This window comes from Paenibacillus sp. 8b26 (assembly GCF_050626875.1).
Lineage (GTDB): Bacteria > Bacillota > Bacilli > Paenibacillales > Paenibacillaceae > Paenibacillus.
This window is the reverse complement of the sequence record NZ_CP192445.1, coordinates 1897556-1913551: the sequence shown is the minus strand read 5'-3', so window position 1 is coordinate 1913551 and position 15996 is coordinate 1897556. Positions and strand designations below refer to the sequence as shown.

The following is a 15996-nucleotide window of genomic DNA, read 5'->3' as shown; positions in this document are numbered from 1 at the left end:
CATCCAAAAATGAACGTCATAAGGGGGGGCTTCTTGCTTCTTATGGCGGGGCAAGAGAGGGCTGTGGAAACTGTGAATATCATCCTGGTCATTTTACTGATTGCGTTAACTGCGTTTTTCGTTGCATCCGAGTATTCCATTATTCGCGTACGGGTATCCCGTATCAATCAGCTTGCATCCGAAGGGAATAAAAATGCCAAAGCTGTCAAAAATATTTTGTCCCGACTGGATGAGTATTTATCTGCTTGTCAGCTAGGGACCACGTTAACCTCGATGGCGTTAGGCTGGCTCGGGGAATCTACGGTTGAAAGGCTGCTGCATCCGCTGTTTGTGCTGGCGCATATTCCGGCCGGACTCACGGGGGTATTATCCTTTTTGCTGGCTTTTCTGATTTTGACGTATTTCGAGGTGGTTATCGGGGAGCTGGTGCCCAAAACATTCGCCATACAGATTGCCGAACCGATGGCTTTGTTTTTTGCCCGCCCCATTACGATCTTCTATAAAATGACGTATCCGCTGAACTGGGTACTTAGCCGTTCCTCGCGTGTCATTACGGGACTTTTCGGGCTGAAAAAGGTTTCCGAGGAAGATGCGGCTCTCAGTGAGGCGGAGCTGCGTTTGGCATTATCCGAAGGATACCGCAGTGGTGAAATTACACCGACAGAATATCGCTACCTGAACAATGTATTTGATTTTGACGACCGTGCGGCGCAAGAGATTATGGTACCGCGTATCCATATCCGCTCTATTTCTCATCTGGCAACGGTGACAGAGTTTATGGAGCTGATCGAGGACAAGGTCTATAATTTTCTGCCTGTAGCGGAAAACGGGGATCGGGATCGGATCATCGGGATGATCCGTGTGAAGGAAGCGCTGCATGATTTGGCCCGAGGGCACAGCACAGGGAATACCACGATGGCTTCCTATATTCATCCGGTGCTTCAGGTGATTGAAACCATTCAGGCCCGGGACCTGCTGATTCAGATGCAAAAGCGGCGTATTCCCGTGGCAGTGCTGGTGGACGAATATGGCGGCACATCCGGACTGGTCACACTGGAGGATATTATGGAGGAGATTGTAGGGGACATTCCTTCCTATACCGATACTGAAACCCCTGCGGCGCTAACCCCTCTCATTACAAAAACAGATGATCATCGTTACATACTCAAATCGCAAGCGCTCATTCATGAAGTCAATCGGCGTTTGGAGACGGATATTGAGGCCGGGGACGTATATACGATTGGCGGCTGGATGCTTTCAGAGCATTTTGATATCCGACAGGGAGAGAGTATGACTGTAGGTTTATGGGAGTTTACCGTACTGGAAAAAAACAGTCACCAAATAGACACAATTGAAGCAGTCAAAAAAACAGCTGGTGAACAGGAAAATGACAATAATTCCGAATGATGGAATAGTTGAGTGTCTGCAAATCAATGGTTTAATAGGTGACGAATGGCCTGTAAAGCAAGCAGCAGTGCGGTTCGTCCCTCTTTTTGATGTACGCTGATGCCCAATACATGTTATTTTGGCTGTTAAGGTAGAGGGCCTAAAGTCTCTCTATCTTTATACTCATAAATAAGGTTGTCTGTGAAAAATACTACTAGAATTGTAGCAATTATATGGTAAAATGGAATCAAATTTGAGTTTTTTGGGGTGGGCTACATTACATGAAAATGTCACTAGGTACGAAAATGGTTGCTGCATTTGTCGCTATTTCTGCAATAACCTATGGAACAAGCGCTTTTTTTATTTTTGTACTCAAGGACTGGCTTGCTCAAGGTACACAGGAATGGCTGTATATCTCAATCATTCTGTTAATGGGTGTTCTGTGGAGTGGCATTTTGGGGTGGTTGATCTCCAAATTTCTCACACGTCCGATTGTTAGACTGGCAAAGGCGGCAGAGGAAGCCTCGGCAGGGAATCTGTCCGTAGTCATTCCTGATCGTCGTTCAGATGACGAAATCAAGGTGCTTTATGATGCATTCCGGAGTATGATGCTAAACATCAAGGATATGTTTAACGAGATATCGTATAGCTCAAGAGCGACTTCGCAAAATGCGGAAAACCTTAGTTCGGCTATTGTACAGGCTACGACACAGATTGAGTCCATGACTTCGGTGGTGGAGGATATTTTGGAAGGCGTAGAGCAGCAAAGGGATGCGTCTGTCCAATCTATTGAAACAGCGGATCGAATGTTGGGCGATTTTAAAATGATGCGCAGCAAATCGGGCCATATGCTGGAGCTGTCAGGCCACATGGAGCATTCGGTCGATTCGACGCAGACGGTATTTTCATCCCTGATGGAGGGAATGGGGGAGCTGACTGCTTCGCATAGTCGTTCGCAGCAGGTCATTGCACGACTGGAAAAAGAAGCTTCACAAATTGAAGCGATTACAAGCACCGTCAAGGATATCGCCGAACAAACTCATTTGCTGGCGCTGAACGCCTCCATTGAAGCCGCACGTGCCGGAGAAGAAGGTAACGGATTTGCCGTAGTCGCTCACCAGATTCGCGCATTGGCTTCACAAAGCACGGAATCGGTGCAGCAAATCAATGCCATCGTTAGCCGTGTGCAGTCACAAATTGTGGAAACGGTACAATTAATGCACCAGCAAACATCACTGGTCAGCGCTGAGGCGGAACGGACAAGCTCGGTGGATCAGACGTTGAGTCGTTTGAACTCGATTGTGCGTGAATTTGTTGAAGGTATTCGCTTAATGGAAGAAGCTGTGACAGAGCAGACGAATCGAGTAGATCAAACTTTCGAGCAGATCAATCGTATTCAGCAAATGTCAGGGGCCTTCTCGGAAGGTGCGCACAAGATTTATACAGCCGCTCATGAGGAAACAGCTATTATGCAGGAAATTTCGTCTTCTTCCGAGGACTTGAAAGTGCTTACGAACAAGCTCATGATGAAAACTCGTGGAATGCAGTTGTAGAACGTAACGTGTCAGAAAAAGCAAATGTAGCCGCTATACACCGGAAAACGAAGCAAGATGGTTCCCCGGTGTGTAGCGGTTATTTTTTAATTTCAAAAAACTCACATTGCTTTCTGGGATGGTAGGCCAGATCACTGACACTGGATTGCACGACTATAGTTTGATCGTCAAAACGGATAATGACTCCGCCCGAACCAATCAACTGGTCATCCTGAAATATGCGGACACGAAGATGACGTTCCAACGCCTCGGTGAAGTCCTGATCTGTGATCAAACGGCGATTAATGGGCATGAGGGGTCTCCTTTGAATATGATATCTTTTATCATAACACATTTGATTTTTTGGTATAAAATAGGATGCAGGGAAAGAGGAAAAGGATAGAAGGGGGCTTTTGATGAACAAGCCGTGGTCATGGTCCTGGTTCGATGCTGCTGCACCGGAAGGATTCGAGGCTTTTACTTCGTCACATTGGGTGGCTGTACTAGGGCTTATTTTATGTGCTTTACTGCTTTGGCTGACTCGGGGCCTGATTCAGTCGCATAAGCTGTTAAGTGAGGGGATTCGCTGGCTCTTGGTTACCATACTCATTTTGTCCGAGGTAACTCTGAATATATGGTATGTGACGCAGCACATTTGGGATGCTCAGACATCATTGCCGCTGGAGCTGTGCAGTGTGACGCTGCTGCTGTCGATTCTGCTGCTGATTTTCCGTAGCCGCTGGCTGTATCCGATCATACTTTTTGCCGGAATTGGAGGAGCTCTTCAAGCGGTACTCACGCCTAATTTGGCATACGCTTTTCCGCACTATCGTTTTATTCATTTTTTTGTGGCTCATAGTGCCATTATATTGGCTGCCTTGTACATGACATGGATCGAAGGGCTGAAACCGACGTGGAAGGGCGTTGGGGGAGCAATGCTTTTCCTCAATGGCTTGGCGCTGATCGTTTGGCCCGTAGATGATGTACTCGGAGCAAACTATATGTTTCTTGCCGGAAAGCCGTCAACACCGTCGATATTGGATGTTTTGGGACCATATCCGCTGTATATTTTGGCAGAAGAGGTCATTGCACTCTTATTCTTTTCTCTTATGATGTTGCTGTTCGAGGTGCTGCCTGGAGGCAGGCTGTATGCCCGCTTTCGCAGAGGAGCTGTGCACAGAGCTGAACGTCTTGGGGAAGATCATAGCACTGAGAAAACACTGCGTTGAGAAGGCATCAAAAAGCCAAAGTAGCCTTTTCCGCAAGTATGATAACCAGGGATAAGGCCTGGAATTTGTACCTTCTTCAAGTCTTCTGATGGATACGTATTGTCATCAATTTCGGTGTCGATGGCACCTGGACAGATGGCGTTGACCCGAATTTTGTAACGTGCCAGCTCCAGCGCCGCCATTTTCATAAAAGCAACCTGAGCCGCCTTGGACGAAGCGTAGGCGGAGAACCCAATACCCGAAAAGGTCCGGTTACCGTTGATAGAGCTGGTAATGATAATGCTGCCGCCGCGTTCTTTCAGGTAAGGAACGGCATATTTAACAGTGGCAAAGGTGCCCCGTAAATTGATGTTTATCTGCGTGCTTGGGCGTGCGATCCAGCATAACCACCTTGGCACCTTGCTCTGCAAACCAAATCGCGGCTGCCTTGCCGATGCCTGAACCTCCACCACTGACCACCGCTATCTTTCCTTGTAATCTCTGCTCTGCCATTGACTATTCCTCCTCCGCTCATAAGCTAACCTGACTCGTTATTCCAATACCTCTGATTGATGATGGTGAAACAGTATGTGCTGCATTTCCGTCTGTAAGTCTGCATCTCACGGAATTTGCGAAGTATGGTAACATAGGCGAACCAGCAGGAGCATATAGCGAAGAAGACGGGGAACGGAGGTGGATTCAATTGAGCTATAACAGAAATGACGGGACACAACCAACAGAATCTATAGCACTGACCAGAAAAATAAAGCCGTGGGCGTTGAGCGGCCCCAGTATTCAAATAGATCCGTTGTTTCCCTATTACGCGAACCGTTCGCGGGACAGTATAGCCGATGAAATCGCCCTTGCAGGCTACCGGACCGTTCATTATTTTGTTGTGCGTGAAAATGAAGTAGATGGGGCGCTCGTTGCCGCCTTTCAACGCAGGGAAATCGCGGTATGGGCGATGGTGCTTGGCAATGGTTCCTTTGGCGTGTCACAGTTGCCGCCAGAGTGGAAGGGATGGCGCATGGAACTGCTGCGCGAACCGAATGACGGGTTTCAGCGGCTTTCGCATTTTGCACAGGAGTATGTGGAGTGGAAAAAGAAAGCCGCTGCCCGGCTGGTCACCGACATTCCGTTCGACGGGTTCGAGGTGGCGGAGCCTTATTTCCCCGAATGGAACGGGCTGCGCAGTGGAGTGTACGGGGATATCGGGCCGCATGCCCGGCGGGCCTTCCGCGAGCGCAGCGGCGAGGACATTCCGGAATTCCGCGACAAGCATGCGCGAAATTACTACCGGAAGGTCCCGAAGCTGTACGCGCAGTGGGTCGATCTGCGCGTGGACGCCGTGAACGCGCTGATCGGCGAGCTGGTGAATGGCGCAGGCGGCGTGCGTGATGTCCGGCCGGACATCTGCGTGGCGACGTGGTCGCTGGCCGTGAACGGATGCGGCGATGTCCCCGGCCAGCTACGGGAATGGCAGGGTCTGGACGCGGTAGCGATGATCGGGTGCGTAGCCCCGGATATGCATGTGCTCCAGACCCATTGGCCGGACTGGATGCGCCGCCGCCTGCCGCCGCATTATATTGGCGGCTACGCCCGCATATCGCAGGCGGTACGTGCCGTTTATCCGAATCTGCCCCTCGGGGTGCAGGCGGATATCGGTTCACTCGCGAGTATGGTTCGGGACCGCGAATGGACCCGGCGGTTTGGGGCTACCGCCCTGGAGGGCGGCTATAACACCTGGACCGCCTACGAATACCATCTGGGCGGCTATATGTACGATGAGCCGCCCATCCCGCTCCGTGCGGAAAGATCGACCGCAGATGAGGTAGTCGTTTCTTTTAGCAAGCGGATTGCCACGCCGTCTGTGAATGAGCTGCGTGTCTGGAGCCGGGAGAGTTCGACTGGTGTAACGGGTGATCTGATTCGCACAGACGGGAACGATTCATTGAGGCCATTAGAGCTTGTGGATGCAGCGGCTGACGGTAACCGTCTACTGCTACGTATATGTAATCTGCCGCCGAGGGCGTTCAGCCTGAGACTTGAAGGGGTACAGGATACACCGGAGCTATGGCTGCTCAAGGGAAGGAAGGCACATCACAATCTGCCGGAGCATGAAGTGCAAGTTCTTTAAAATTTGGGTAATAACATCTGTTCAAGAAATAAAATGTAGTGGAGTGAACAAGAGTATGTGGGATTGGGATTATTTGATTCGCGTTATGTTCGCTGGCTTGTGCGGCGCGTTAATCGGCTATGAACGCAAAAGTCGGATGAAGGAGGCGGGCATTCGCACGCATTTCATTGTCGGTATCGGCGCGTCACTCATGATGGTAGTATCCAAATACGGTTTTCAGGATCAAACAGCTTGGTCGAACCTGTCGCTGGACCCTTCCAGAATAGCAGCACAGGTCATTAGCGGAGTCGGATTTATCGGCGCAGGGATGATTTTTACACAAAAAAATAGAATCAAAGGTCTGACCACTGCCGCAGGTATTTGGACTACCGCCGGGATTGGTATTGCCGTGGGTGCTGGTATGTACGGGCTTGGCGCAGGGGTAACCCTTTTTATTTTGGCAGCACAGTCCTTGCTCCATAGCCGTTTTTATCAGCTTGCTACTCCGTCTACGCGGCAAGTGATTGTCCAGGTCGAAAATGAGCCGGGCGTACTGAATCGGATTAAAGAACTGCTGGAGCACAAGAAGCTGACTATTCACAGCTTTCACGCCGAGCGCATCAATAACGGCGAGCAGTTGATTATTCATATGGTTTTAAAGCTGTCCCGGTCAGAGGGAGCGGAGGAGCTGTTGTCGTTGCTTCAAGAGATGGAGGGTATTCGTTCGGTAGAGACCAAATCTAATTAGACGGCTGTACTGTTCATACAGTATGTCTTTCAGTGCCTCTTTTGTCGAACGTTGACGGGTCCTTGAAACAGTAAAAAAGCTTTAAAAATAATGATTGAAAACGCTTCCTTTTGTGTATATACTCTTACTACATCACAGAGGCAGCACCAAGTAAACATTACTGTGGAGCAAGCTAAATATCTTTGTATAACATGGTATAACATGAAAAACGACCCCATGCATATGCACAGGGCCGATAAGATCTTACTTTACTTTGACTGGAGCGGGATATTTCTTACCCAGCGTGTCCACGGTTACTTTTTTCATCGTAGCTGGTTTGATCGGTTTATCATTGCTGTCACGCTTGGAGTTCACGATGGCATCCACCACGTCCAATCCAGACGTTACTTTGCCGAAAGCAGCGTATTGACCGTCAAGGTAATCCGCATCGGCAACCATGATGAAAAATTGCGATCCGGCTGAATCCAGATCCGCTGAGCGGGCCATGGATAGTACGCCGCGCGTGTGCTTGAGCGTGTTATTGACACCGTTGCTCTTGAACTCGCCTTTGATGCTGTAGCCGGGGCCGCCTGTACCGTTACCCTGCGGGTCACCGCCCTGAATCATGAAGCCGGGGATGACACGATGAAAGATCGTACCGTTGTAAGCGCCCTTTTGCACCAGGGAAATGAAATTGTTAACCGTGTTCGGTGCTACTTCCGGGTACAGCTCAAGTTTAATCTTTTTACCGTCGTTCATGACAATCGTGACGACAGGATGGGAAACAGGTTTGCTTTTGTCTTTAGTCGCGGCAGGGGTTGTACTGCTTGTCCGGCTTGCGGCTTCAACATCTGTCGCTTTTGTGCCGCATCCAGCAACCAGCACGAGCATGGTAGCCAGCAGGCACAGCATATACCAGGGACGTATCGTTTTTCGGATCATTTGTATTCCTCCTAAAAGGTTAGATGTGTAAAATCCTAAATTATAGTTTGGGACAGCGCAGAGCACTTTTCCGTTTTCTATCATACCTTTTTTTGTGGGGATAAGGAAATACGGGTTTGAATTCCGTATTCTTGGCCCATACTGCTGCTATTCCCAAGGAAAGGGGCAGAATCATGGTGGAGGTAGACAAAAAGCTGGCTAAAGGTCTCATATGGGGTATGGCGTTCAGTCTGCCGGTTTGGGTAGGGGTGCTATATTCGGTACAACACATCCGTGACTGGCTATAATATAATCAAGCGTGGAGATAGGCCAAAACCGGGATGGTTTTGGCTTATTTATATTTGTGCCAGTCCAGATTGCTGTTATTCAGCAGATGCTCGAAGTTGTTGTCCAGCTTCTTCTGTTCTGCTTTTTTTGCTTCGAGGGCACGCTGCCGTTCGTCTTCCTTACGTTTATCCTGCTCTGCCTGGGCTTCATTGGCCTGAGCCTTGAGCTTATTCAGCACGTCCTGACTCAACAGATCCTTTAACGTTGCAGGTTTGTCCTGAGCCGCAGGAGTGGGGGAAGACGAATTTCTTTTTTTAGCCATGTCATCAACTCCATTCCATTCGATTATATCAGCTTCTGCATGGTTGTTCCACGGCTGAAGAGTAAGGTTTGCTGTGGACAATTCAAATTTAGAGGTTAATAATGGAATGAGGAGAAGGGACGTGTAGCATCATGCATCTATATTGGAAGCGAAACCTGGTCGTTTTGTGGATCGGTGTATTTTTTTGCAGCATGGCCTATTCCGTATCTATTCCGTTTTTACCTATTTTTCTGAATACGGAAATGGGTGTGACCGATCATCTGGAGCTGTGGGCTGGGATCGCCTTTGGGGTTACCTTTTTAGCCAGTGCGCTGATTGCCCCGTTTTGGGGTTCGCTCGCAGATAAGTATGGACGGAAGCCGATGCTGATTCGTTCAGGTTTTAGTCTGGCTGTATTGTATTTGATATGTGCCTTTGTGACTGATCCGTATGTGTTCGTAGGGGTACGGCTGTTTCAGGGTCTGCTCTCCGGGTTTATTCCTGCCGCCATCGCATTGGTCGGAACGGGTTCGCCTGAGGATAAAACGGGTTATGCACTCGGCATTATGGCAACCTCCGGGGCGACGGGCAGCATCATAGGTCCGTTGATTGGCGGAGTGGTAAGCCATTATTACGGCAATCGAAATACCTTTCTATTTTCTGCGGGGCTTGTGCTGGTCTCTGCGCTAATTGCGACCTTTGCCGCTAGAGAGGACAACTTCAAGGGAACCAGTACCCGCTCGCATGTCCGTGATGATCTCAAGGAAGCTATTGCTAATCGGCCGTTGTATTTTTTGCTCATACTGGCTGGATTGAGTACCTTTTCCATCATGATCCTGGAGCCGCTGATTACGGTGTATGTTCTGGAAATGGGAATTGACCGTAGCCGAGCGTCTTTAAGCTCCGGAATTGTATTCTCAGCTGTAGGTATTGCGGCTGTGCTGATGGCTCCCCGCTGGGGACGGATTGGTGGCAGGATTGGATTTGCACAAGTGCTACTGATCGGGCTGATTGGTTCGGGAATCGGCAATATTTTGCAATTTTTTGTATCGAATTTTATTGGCTTTGGTGCGCTTCGGTTCGGTTACGGATTGTTTTATGCGTCTGTCGTTCCGGCTATTAATGCGATGACTGTGGAGGTTACCAAACCGGAGTTTCGCGGACGAGCCTTTAGCTTGAATCAGTCAGCGACGCAACTGGCGATGATGGCAGGGCCGCTCATTGGCGGCTTGCTTGGTAGCTGGATACCGATCCGCTGGATCTTTGTGTTGAACGGTGGAATGTTGCTGGTTGCGGCGTTGCTGCTATGGGTGAAGGGAAGGGGAGTTTTCCACGCCTCTGCCCCAAATAACACAACGGATCGGGATGTTCGTCCTGCCGGATAGGTGTATTGTAAACAACGGTTCGATGTGCATGAACATATTTAATTGCAGACCTGCTCTTTCAGCGGGTCTTTTTTTGTTTGATAATAGATAATTATCCCAAACCTTTACTTTTAGTAAACTTATTCATAACCCTCTAAACTAAGGATACGACAAGGAGGGTTATATAATGATAAGGGACGACATTTTGCGACAACGGTTGGAGAAAGCTCGACAAAAGCTTTATGTTTTGCAAGCAAAACATGGTTTCAGTCACTCCAGCGTGCTCAGACAATCTATGATTCTGGACAAGCTCATTAATCAATATAACCGCCATTTCTATGTGAAAGAAAAAAAGCCGACTGCATGAATGCAACCGACCTGGGCGAGAAACATGGTAAGGTCACTCGCCCTTTTATTGTGGCACATCGTTATATATTTTAGTTAAAGTCTTAGTATTCGGAAATAGCGTTACCTTTACCTCCTTTACGATACCCCCTGCAAAATTCACAAAAAAGCACGATACATACCGTTCGTAATATTATCTATTATAAAATCTACAACCTCATTTACAGAAAATTGTAGTCCATATTCATACCACCATTTAACTGTGGTCATTGCAGATGTCGCAAATAAACGCGTAGACAGTTCATATTTAGGACACGGTGAGTCTCCATTTTCATAAAGACACTCTCTCATTTTTTCTTCAAACAATTGCTGCATATCCTCAAAAACATATAACTCCGTGTTGCGGTTCCATAATGTAAGATACCATTCTTTATGGTCATACATGAATTGTAACTGTTGGACAAATGAACTTCTAGAGGTATCAATTTTATTGTACTTTAATTTGAGAAAGTTTAGCTTTATGTTATTAGAAAGCTCCTCTAAAGTGGATTTTACTATAACTCTCTCAAATCGTATTTATCCTTATAATACTTGTAAAAAGTTGAACGATTAATTTTCGCCTCATTGATAATATCGGTTACTGTAATCTTAGTAAAGGTTTTCTGCTGAATACGAAATCGCTTCTTTTTGTTTTAAGGATACATATTCTTAACCCTAGCAAAAGATGAACAAAGAGCATGAATACTACTGTGCTATTTGCTGCTTGGTTGCTGTGCACTGAGTAGGACACCTAGGATAACGACCAAACCGCCAATGATTTGTCGCCATGAAATGGTTTCCTGCAACAATAGAACAGAGAATAATACCCCGAATATGGGTACCAGGTTCATTAAGGAAACGGAGCTGCTCGGTGACAGCTTGATTAATCCGTAATTGTAAAGCAAAAATGCGATAACGGAACAGAACACGCCCAGATATATTAACAACATAAACGATCCCGTTGTCGGAGCTTGCCAGCTATCTTTTTCAATGAGTGCCAGAGGTATAAAGAAGATGCTGCCTGCAATAGTTTGATAAAAAGATAAAGTCACGGGCGGGTATTTGTCCACAACCTTGCGTGTCATGAAAGTATAAAATGCCCACGCAAAACCAGTTCCAATCAATATTAAATTTCCGATCAGTTCATTCTTTCCATTCGAGCTTCCGCCTACCGAAGTCAAAAAATATACCCCGATCATAGCCAGTACAATGCCGATAATTTTATATTTGGACAGTTTCACTTTATATATCATGAGTTCAAGCAGCGATGTAATCGCGGGATAGGAGGCGACAATCAGTGCTGCGTTGGAAGCTGTAGTCAGGCTTACTCCTATATTCTCCATCGAAAAATAAAGAGTGATTCCCAAAACACCGCTAAATGCAATCATAGCTAAGTCCTTTGGCTTAATTTTGACAAATTCCTTTCTTATAAGCAAAACAATACCCAACACGGCAGAGGCTATCATAAATCTGGATAGTCCCAACGTAAGAGGGGGGAACGTGGTATACGCTGCTTTTGTGGCGATAAACGATGTGCTCCAAATCAGCAGAGCCAGAATCGTAGCGCTGTAGTAGATGCGATTGCTGTTGCTGCTGATAGCTATGACTTTGTTCAAGTGAAATCCTCCCTGACATGATCTCATATCAAATGAAATACTGGTAGCTACTTTAGTAGCTACTTTAGTAACTACTCATAAAAAGATAGTGCGTATATCGGTTTTTGTCAAGGGGAAGTGATATAGTAAGGTTGAACATGAATTTGAGGAGAATGCGTCATGAAACCAAATGTGTTAGAAATTCTGCGGGATTTGAATTTTACGGAATATGAAGCTAAAGCTTATGTGACCTTGTTGGAAAGCTCTCCACTTTCGGGATACGCTGTGTCATTGAATTCCGGCGTGCCAAGATCTAAAATTTATGAGGTTTTATCAGGGATGGTTAACCGTGGGGACATTATGGTCAGTCAGGATAATACACCGCTATATGTACCACTCCCGCCCCATGAATTGATTGCCCAGAGAAAACGCAAAGCAGAGCAGATTTTTAATGTAGCGCAAGAGACATTGGAGCAGTATACAGCATCGTCCCAAAACAGAGAGAATATTTGGAATATATCGGGTTATGAAGCCATTATAAGTCGCATCAATGAAGGGATTAAGGGAGCCAAACACCGAATCTTAATGGAAATTTGGAAAGAGGATGCCGAGGTGTTCAGAGCTGCTTTAGAGCAAGTCGCCCGGGAAGGCATTGAGATTTTCATTGTAGCGTACGGAGATCTTAAATTTGATTTCGCCACCATTTATCACCATGATATGAGTGAGGAAATTACGTCCGAAATTGGGGGACGGTGGATTGTACTGAGCGTAGATGACCGGGAGGTTGTAGCCGGTATACTTTCGCTCGGGGATGACAGCCGTGCTGCATGGACGATGCATCCGGGGCTTGTGATGCCGATCACGGAAGTGATTATTCATGATGTTTATATTATGGAAATCATGTATGAGTTTCGTGAAGAGTTGGAAGCCAAATTCGGCCCTAATCTTAACCATCTTCGCAATAAATTCGCGATGGGTCCGAATGGCAAAGGATATTATGTCCCTTTACCTGAAAAGAAGGCTTAGACGAGTATGCGCTGGTCCAAAATGCATAAATAAAGGCCCATGGAGTGTTAATTCCATGAGCCTTTTTCAATGGACGTTCCGTCTGTTATTTTACAGTTACAATCACACGTTGGTAATGTTTTAGCTGATGCTTTCCATTGTCCTGTACTTCTGCGATGATATGAATCGTATTTCCGGACTTGGCATCGGCGGGAACTGTAAAACTTACCGTATTGGTATCGCTGCCTTGCAAGTCAATCGTATTTACTTTCTCACCCTTGGTGACTTCTCTATGAAGTCCAAGCTGCATGTTACCCAGCATTTCAGGTTTAACTGGTGCCGGTTTTACTTTAGAATCTTCATACGTATCGGCTTCAAAATATCTCCACCATTTATAGGTTAATGGATCGCCGTCCGGATCTGATCCTTCTGCATGCAGTGTTATTTTCTCTCCGGGACTAGCTGCTACATCTACTCCTTCTTTAATGCTTAAAGTTGGATTATGATTGGCATCTTTATAGTCGGATGCAATAGCCCAATCTGCACGAGCTGCAAAGTCATTTTGAATATCATCAAACCATCTCATCAGAGAATATTCTGCTTCAAATTTTTTCGTATGCACATCGTAATCTAACACGGTATTTCTAAATAATTTATCGTTAACCACACCGAAACGACCGCCCCAGCCACCATAGGTTGGGTTTTCCATACTCCGCAGACCGTTATCAATCAGATAGAAGAATGATGGAGAGTCTCCTTCAGAGATAAAATCATATTTATCATATTGTGGATTTTTCTTTAAATAAGCCTCACTGCCTCTTTGTTCTTCAGCCAATTCACCTGGAATCATCTTTCCATCGCCCATCAAAGCGTACATATCGAGCAATTTGCCGTGACCATTTTGGATATTCTTGAAGTTCCAATCCCCGTGTAACTTACTGTTTACTTCTTCCGTGTGCATTTTCCAAGCGTATGCAAAATGCCAGAAGTTAGATTGATCATTGATAATTCTGATGTCCGGCCAATTTTTTGCGATGTATTTATTGTAGCTGTCATCCTGATCCAAAATGATATAAAGAACGAGCTTATCGCTCACCTTTTTTTGGATATCAGCCCATTGAGCTGTATTTTTGTATTCGTCCTCAATGGATTTTAAAGCTTTGGCTGTCGTATTTGTGCCACCCCAGGTTTGTACATATAAATCTCTTTTGTCATCATCCAGGAAAAGATTTTTAAGGAAATTAGATCCTTCCGTTTCTTTGTCCATCTCACCTTTGTATGAAATATTGCCTATCTTGGTCACGCTTTTAATATATTCAGGCTTTGGATATCCTTCGGCTTGTTTAGTTAGATTAGGGTAAATTTCTCCATAAGCATCGATCATATCCGTTACCCATTGAGTTCCAGTCCATCTAAATGGCTTGATGCCGGCCTTTTCATCACCTGCATAATGGTACACGGAACTGGTCAGTACGATACCGGACAAGTCCATTTCATTAGAATAGAGGAGGAAGCGAATAACCGAATTCATATCATCGACTTCTCCATCGGTTGTAATAACGGTTCTAGCCTTCGTCGCTTTAGTTTCTAATTTATTGTCCACTTGTTCTTTTGCTGGAGCAGCGCTTTCATCCTTTGCAACAGCAGGAGCTTTTCCGCCGCTACAACCGCTGATGACCAAAATACATATCATACCTAATAGAAAAACGTTTAACCCTTTTCTTTCTTTCATTTTCTTTTCCCCTTTCTGAGCTTTCACATGATGTTTTCTAGGATTAAGACTGTGAACACAATTATGGTTTTATATCTAATTTTAGGTATAAAAAAAACCTAAATACATTATGCATCAAAAAGAAATTGAGCATACATGTATCTAGGTTTTGCCTGCATTATCAGTCACAATCCTGATTAGATGTTACATCATAATCCGAGAAAATGAAAGCGATTTATTTCACTTTGAACAAACCGGATTCTTTTACTTCGGACATGAAGTTGTGGAATTCAGGAATATTCAGCTGTTGCTGGGCATCGGACAAAGCGACTGCCGGGTTCGGATGGACTTCCACCATGATCCCGTCTGCTCCGGCAGCAAGTGCGGCCTTGGCACAAGGGGCGAGGATGTCCTTACGTCCTGTGGAGTGGGTCACGTCGACCAGAACAGGCAGATGGCTTTCCTTTTTCAAAATCGGCACGGCGGAAATGTCCAGCGTGTTACGTGTCCATTTTTCATACGTACGAATACCGCGTTCGATCAGCATCACTTGCGTGTTGCCACGGGAAACGATGTATTCCGCAGCATGAAGGAACTCTTCCATTGTGGCTGCAAGTCCGCGTTTGAGCAGGATCGGAGTTCTGGTTTCGCCGGCAGCTTTGAGCAACTCGAAGTTATGCATGTTACGCGCACCAATTTGAATGATATCGATGTATTGGATCGCTTCCTCCAAATGTCTTGGGTCGACGATTTCACTGATTGTAGCCAGTCCCAGCTCATCGCCTACGCGTTTGAGAATTTGTAGACCCTCAACACCCAGTCCCTGGAAATCATATGGAGATGTACGCGGCTTGAACGCGCCACCACGAAGAATCGGAACGCCCGCCTCTTTCAGAGCTTCACCAACTTCACGAGTTTGCTGGTAGCTTTCCACCGAGCAGGGACCTGCGACCATAACGGAGGCTTTGCCACCAACGAGCGTGTCCTTAACCTTGATGATTGTGCTATCCGGCTGATTTTTGCGGCTAACGATCAGATGCTTTTTGTGTTCTTCTTTTTGATAGTTCAGCGAAGCCTTGAAAATATTTTTGAACAACTGGCGGATCGTAGCGTCGTCGAAAGGTCCACGGTTAGCGGCGATCAGCTTGTCCAGCATTTGTTGCTCGCGTACCGGATCAAAATCAGGCACCCCTTGAGCTTCTTTTAATTTACCAAGTTGTCCGGCCAGTTCAGCACGCTGCGACAGCAGCTCCAGCAATTGCAGGTTGGTAGCATCAAGCTGTTCCCGCAGCAGCTCCAAAGAATTTTCATTTGTCGACATACATAACATCCTTTCCCGAATAAAAATTGTTTTTTTCTGTCAATCGATAGATATTTTTTCAGAAAATAACACAAAAAGGCATTCGCCGCAAGGGACGAATGCCGTGGTACCACCCTAATTACAAAAGTATACATACA

The 15996-nt window shown here is 46.3% G+C and carries 17 protein-coding genes, 1 pseudogene and 1 other annotated feature (1 of these 19 running past the window's edge); of the genes and pseudogenes, 9 read left to right on the top strand and 9 right to left on the bottom strand.

Annotation, left to right across the window (positions count from 1 at the left end):
• Window positions 1–63: 63 nt before the first annotated feature.
• Entirely contained in the window at window positions 64–1407 is a 1344-nt protein-coding gene (locus ACQ4MX_RS08665) for a hemolysin family protein (RefSeq protein ID WP_431091282.1), read from the top strand.
• A 260-nt stretch (window positions 1408–1667) separates the two neighbouring features.
• Entirely contained in the window at window positions 1668–2939 is a 1272-nt protein-coding gene (locus ACQ4MX_RS08660; protein WP_431090137.1) for a methyl-accepting chemotaxis protein, read from the top strand.
• A gap of 79 nt (window positions 2940–3018) precedes the next feature.
• On the opposite strand, the gene ACQ4MX_RS08655 is transcribed toward ACQ4MX_RS08660, so the two are convergent.
• On the bottom strand, window positions 3019–3231 hold the full coding sequence (locus ACQ4MX_RS08655) for a hypothetical protein (protein ID WP_025686491.1): 213 nt from the start codon (window positions 3229–3231) through the stop codon (window positions 3019–3021).
• 103 nt (window positions 3232–3334) lie between these two features.
• On the opposite strand from ACQ4MX_RS08655, the gene ACQ4MX_RS08650 reads away from it, so the two are divergent.
• Entirely contained in the window at window positions 3335–4147 is an 813-nt protein-coding gene (locus tag ACQ4MX_RS08650; protein ID WP_431090136.1) for a TIGR02206 family membrane protein, read from the top strand.
• A 47-nt stretch (window positions 4148–4194) separates the two neighbouring features.
• On the opposite strand, the pseudogene ACQ4MX_RS08645 reads toward ACQ4MX_RS08650, so the two are convergent.
• Window positions 4195–4639, bottom strand: a pseudogene (locus tag ACQ4MX_RS08645) (SDR family NAD(P)-dependent oxidoreductase); the annotation flags it as partial.
• A 190-nt stretch (window positions 4640–4829) separates the two neighbouring features.
• On the opposite strand from ACQ4MX_RS08645, the gene ACQ4MX_RS08640 reads away from it, so the two are divergent.
• Both ACQ4MX_RS08640 and ACQ4MX_RS08635 read left to right on the top strand, forming a co-directional pair.
• The gene (locus ACQ4MX_RS08640; protein WP_431090135.1) at window positions 4830–6263 is read left to right on the top strand and encodes an N-acyl-D-glucosamine 2-epimerase; all 1434 of its coding nucleotides are present in this window, start codon (window positions 4830–4832) and stop codon (window positions 6261–6263) included.
• 55 nt (window positions 6264–6318) lie between these two features.
• Entirely contained in the window at window positions 6319–6990 is a 672-nt protein-coding gene (locus tag ACQ4MX_RS08635) for an MgtC/SapB family protein (protein ID WP_149096096.1), read from the top strand.
• A gap of 243 nt (window positions 6991–7233) precedes the next feature.
• Here ACQ4MX_RS08635 and ACQ4MX_RS08630 read toward each other — a convergent pair whose 3' ends face one another.
• Complete coding sequence (locus ACQ4MX_RS08630; RefSeq protein WP_149096097.1) at window positions 7234–7911, bottom strand: peptidylprolyl isomerase; 678 nt, start codon at window positions 7909–7911, stop codon at window positions 7234–7236.
• 116 nt (window positions 7912–8027) lie between these two features.
• On the opposite strand from ACQ4MX_RS08630, the gene ACQ4MX_RS08625 reads away from it, so the two are divergent.
• Window positions 8028–8198, top strand: a complete 171-nt coding sequence (locus ACQ4MX_RS08625; protein ID WP_170970780.1) for a hypothetical protein — start codon at window positions 8028–8030, stop codon at window positions 8196–8198.
• A 44-nt stretch (window positions 8199–8242) separates the two neighbouring features.
• On the opposite strand, the gene ACQ4MX_RS08620 is transcribed toward ACQ4MX_RS08625, so the two are convergent.
• On the bottom strand, window positions 8243–8500 hold the full coding sequence (locus tag ACQ4MX_RS08620) for a YqkE family protein (RefSeq protein WP_137061726.1): 258 nt from the start codon (window positions 8498–8500) through the stop codon (window positions 8243–8245).
• Window positions 8501–8631: 131 nt separating this feature from the next.
• On the opposite strand from ACQ4MX_RS08620, the gene ACQ4MX_RS08615 reads away from it, so the two are divergent.
• Window positions 8632–9864 (top strand): MFS transporter, encoded by a 1233-nt coding sequence (locus ACQ4MX_RS08615; RefSeq protein ID WP_431090134.1) that lies wholly within the window; start codon window positions 8632–8634, stop codon window positions 9862–9864.
• A 166-nt stretch (window positions 9865–10030) separates the two neighbouring features.
• On the top strand, window positions 10031–10210 hold the full coding sequence (locus tag ACQ4MX_RS08610) for an aspartyl-phosphate phosphatase Spo0E family protein (RefSeq protein ID WP_192510202.1): 180 nt from the start codon (window positions 10031–10033) through the stop codon (window positions 10208–10210).
• A 137-nt stretch (window positions 10211–10347) separates the two neighbouring features.
• On the opposite strand, the gene ACQ4MX_RS08605 is transcribed toward ACQ4MX_RS08610, so the two are convergent.
• The 3 genes from ACQ4MX_RS08605 to ACQ4MX_RS08595 all read right to left on the bottom strand — a co-directional run bounded on the left by ACQ4MX_RS08605 (window position 10348) and on the right by ACQ4MX_RS08595 (window position 11843).
• Window positions 10348–10632, bottom strand: coding sequence for a hypothetical protein (locus tag ACQ4MX_RS08605; protein WP_431090132.1), 285 nt, complete (start codon window positions 10630–10632; stop codon window positions 10348–10350).
• A 110-nt stretch (window positions 10633–10742) separates the two neighbouring features.
• The gene (locus ACQ4MX_RS08600; protein WP_431091281.1) at window positions 10743–10859 is read right to left on the bottom strand and encodes a TetR/AcrR family transcriptional regulator; all 117 of its coding nucleotides are present in this window, start codon (window positions 10857–10859) and stop codon (window positions 10743–10745) included.
• A gap of 81 nt (window positions 10860–10940) precedes the next feature.
• Entirely contained in the window at window positions 10941–11843 is a 903-nt protein-coding gene (locus ACQ4MX_RS08595; RefSeq protein ID WP_431090131.1) for a DMT family transporter, read from the bottom strand.
• Window positions 11844–12002: 159 nt separating this feature from the next.
• Here ACQ4MX_RS08595 and ACQ4MX_RS08590 point away from each other — a divergent pair, with 159 nt between their 5' ends.
• Window positions 12003–12848 (top strand): TrmB family transcriptional regulator, encoded by an 846-nt coding sequence (locus tag ACQ4MX_RS08590; protein WP_431090130.1) that lies wholly within the window; start codon window positions 12003–12005, stop codon window positions 12846–12848.
• Between the two features lie 85 nt (window positions 12849–12933).
• On the opposite strand, the gene ACQ4MX_RS08585 is transcribed toward ACQ4MX_RS08590, so the two are convergent.
• Together ACQ4MX_RS08585 and ACQ4MX_RS08580 are read right to left on the bottom strand one after the other, a co-directional pair.
• Window positions 12934–14559, bottom strand: a complete 1626-nt coding sequence (locus ACQ4MX_RS08585) for a nucleoside hydrolase-like domain-containing protein (protein ID WP_431090129.1) — start codon at window positions 14557–14559, stop codon at window positions 12934–12936.
• Window positions 14560–14773: 214 nt separating this feature from the next.
• Window positions 14774–15859, bottom strand: a complete 1086-nt coding sequence (locus ACQ4MX_RS08580) for a bifunctional 3-deoxy-7-phosphoheptulonate synthase/chorismate mutase (protein ID WP_431090128.1) — start codon at window positions 15857–15859, stop codon at window positions 14774–14776.
• A gap of 87 nt (window positions 15860–15946) precedes the next feature.
• Window positions 15947–15996 (bottom strand) — a binding site (T-box leader) (it continues 223 nt past the right edge of the window).

Bases quoted from the DNA above. Each gene is read 5' to 3' on its own strand.
- ACQ4MX_RS08635 (WP_149096096.1), top strand. From the start codon at position 6,319: ATGTGGGATTGGGATTATTTGATTCGCGTTATGTTCGCTGGCTTGTGC.
- ACQ4MX_RS08615 (WP_431090134.1), top strand. From the start codon at position 8,632: ATGCATCTATATTGGAAGCGAAACCTGGTCGTTTTGTGGATCGGTGTA.
- ACQ4MX_RS08620 (WP_137061726.1), bottom strand. From the start codon at position 8,500: ATGGCTAAAAAAAGAAATTCGTCTTCCCCCACTCCTGCGGCTCAGGAC.
- ACQ4MX_RS08610 (WP_192510202.1), top strand. From the start codon at position 10,031: ATGATAAGGGACGACATTTTGCGACAACGGTTGGAGAAAGCTCGACAA.
- ACQ4MX_RS08605 (WP_431090132.1), bottom strand. From the start codon at position 10,632: ATGTATGACCATAAAGAATGGTATCTTACATTATGGAACCGCAACACG.
- ACQ4MX_RS08660 (WP_431090137.1), top strand. From the start codon at position 1,668: ATGAAAATGTCACTAGGTACGAAAATGGTTGCTGCATTTGTCGCTATT.
- ACQ4MX_RS08655 (WP_025686491.1), bottom strand. From the start codon at position 3,231: ATGCCCATTAATCGCCGTTTGATCACAGATCAGGACTTCACCGAGGCG.
- ACQ4MX_RS08590 (WP_431090130.1), top strand. From the start codon at position 12,003: ATGAAACCAAATGTGTTAGAAATTCTGCGGGATTTGAATTTTACGGAA.
- ACQ4MX_RS08650 (WP_431090136.1), top strand. From the start codon at position 3,335: ATGAACAAGCCGTGGTCATGGTCCTGGTTCGATGCTGCTGCACCGGAA.
- ACQ4MX_RS08580 (WP_431090128.1), bottom strand. From the start codon at position 15,859: ATGTCGACAAATGAAAATTCTTTGGAGCTGCTGCGGGAACAGCTTGAT.
- ACQ4MX_RS08630 (WP_149096097.1), bottom strand. From the start codon at position 7,911: ATGATCCGAAAAACGATACGTCCCTGGTATATGCTGTGCCTGCTGGCT.
- ACQ4MX_RS08585 (WP_431090129.1), bottom strand. From the start codon at position 14,559: ATGAAAGAAAGAAAAGGGTTAAACGTTTTTCTATTAGGTATGATATGT.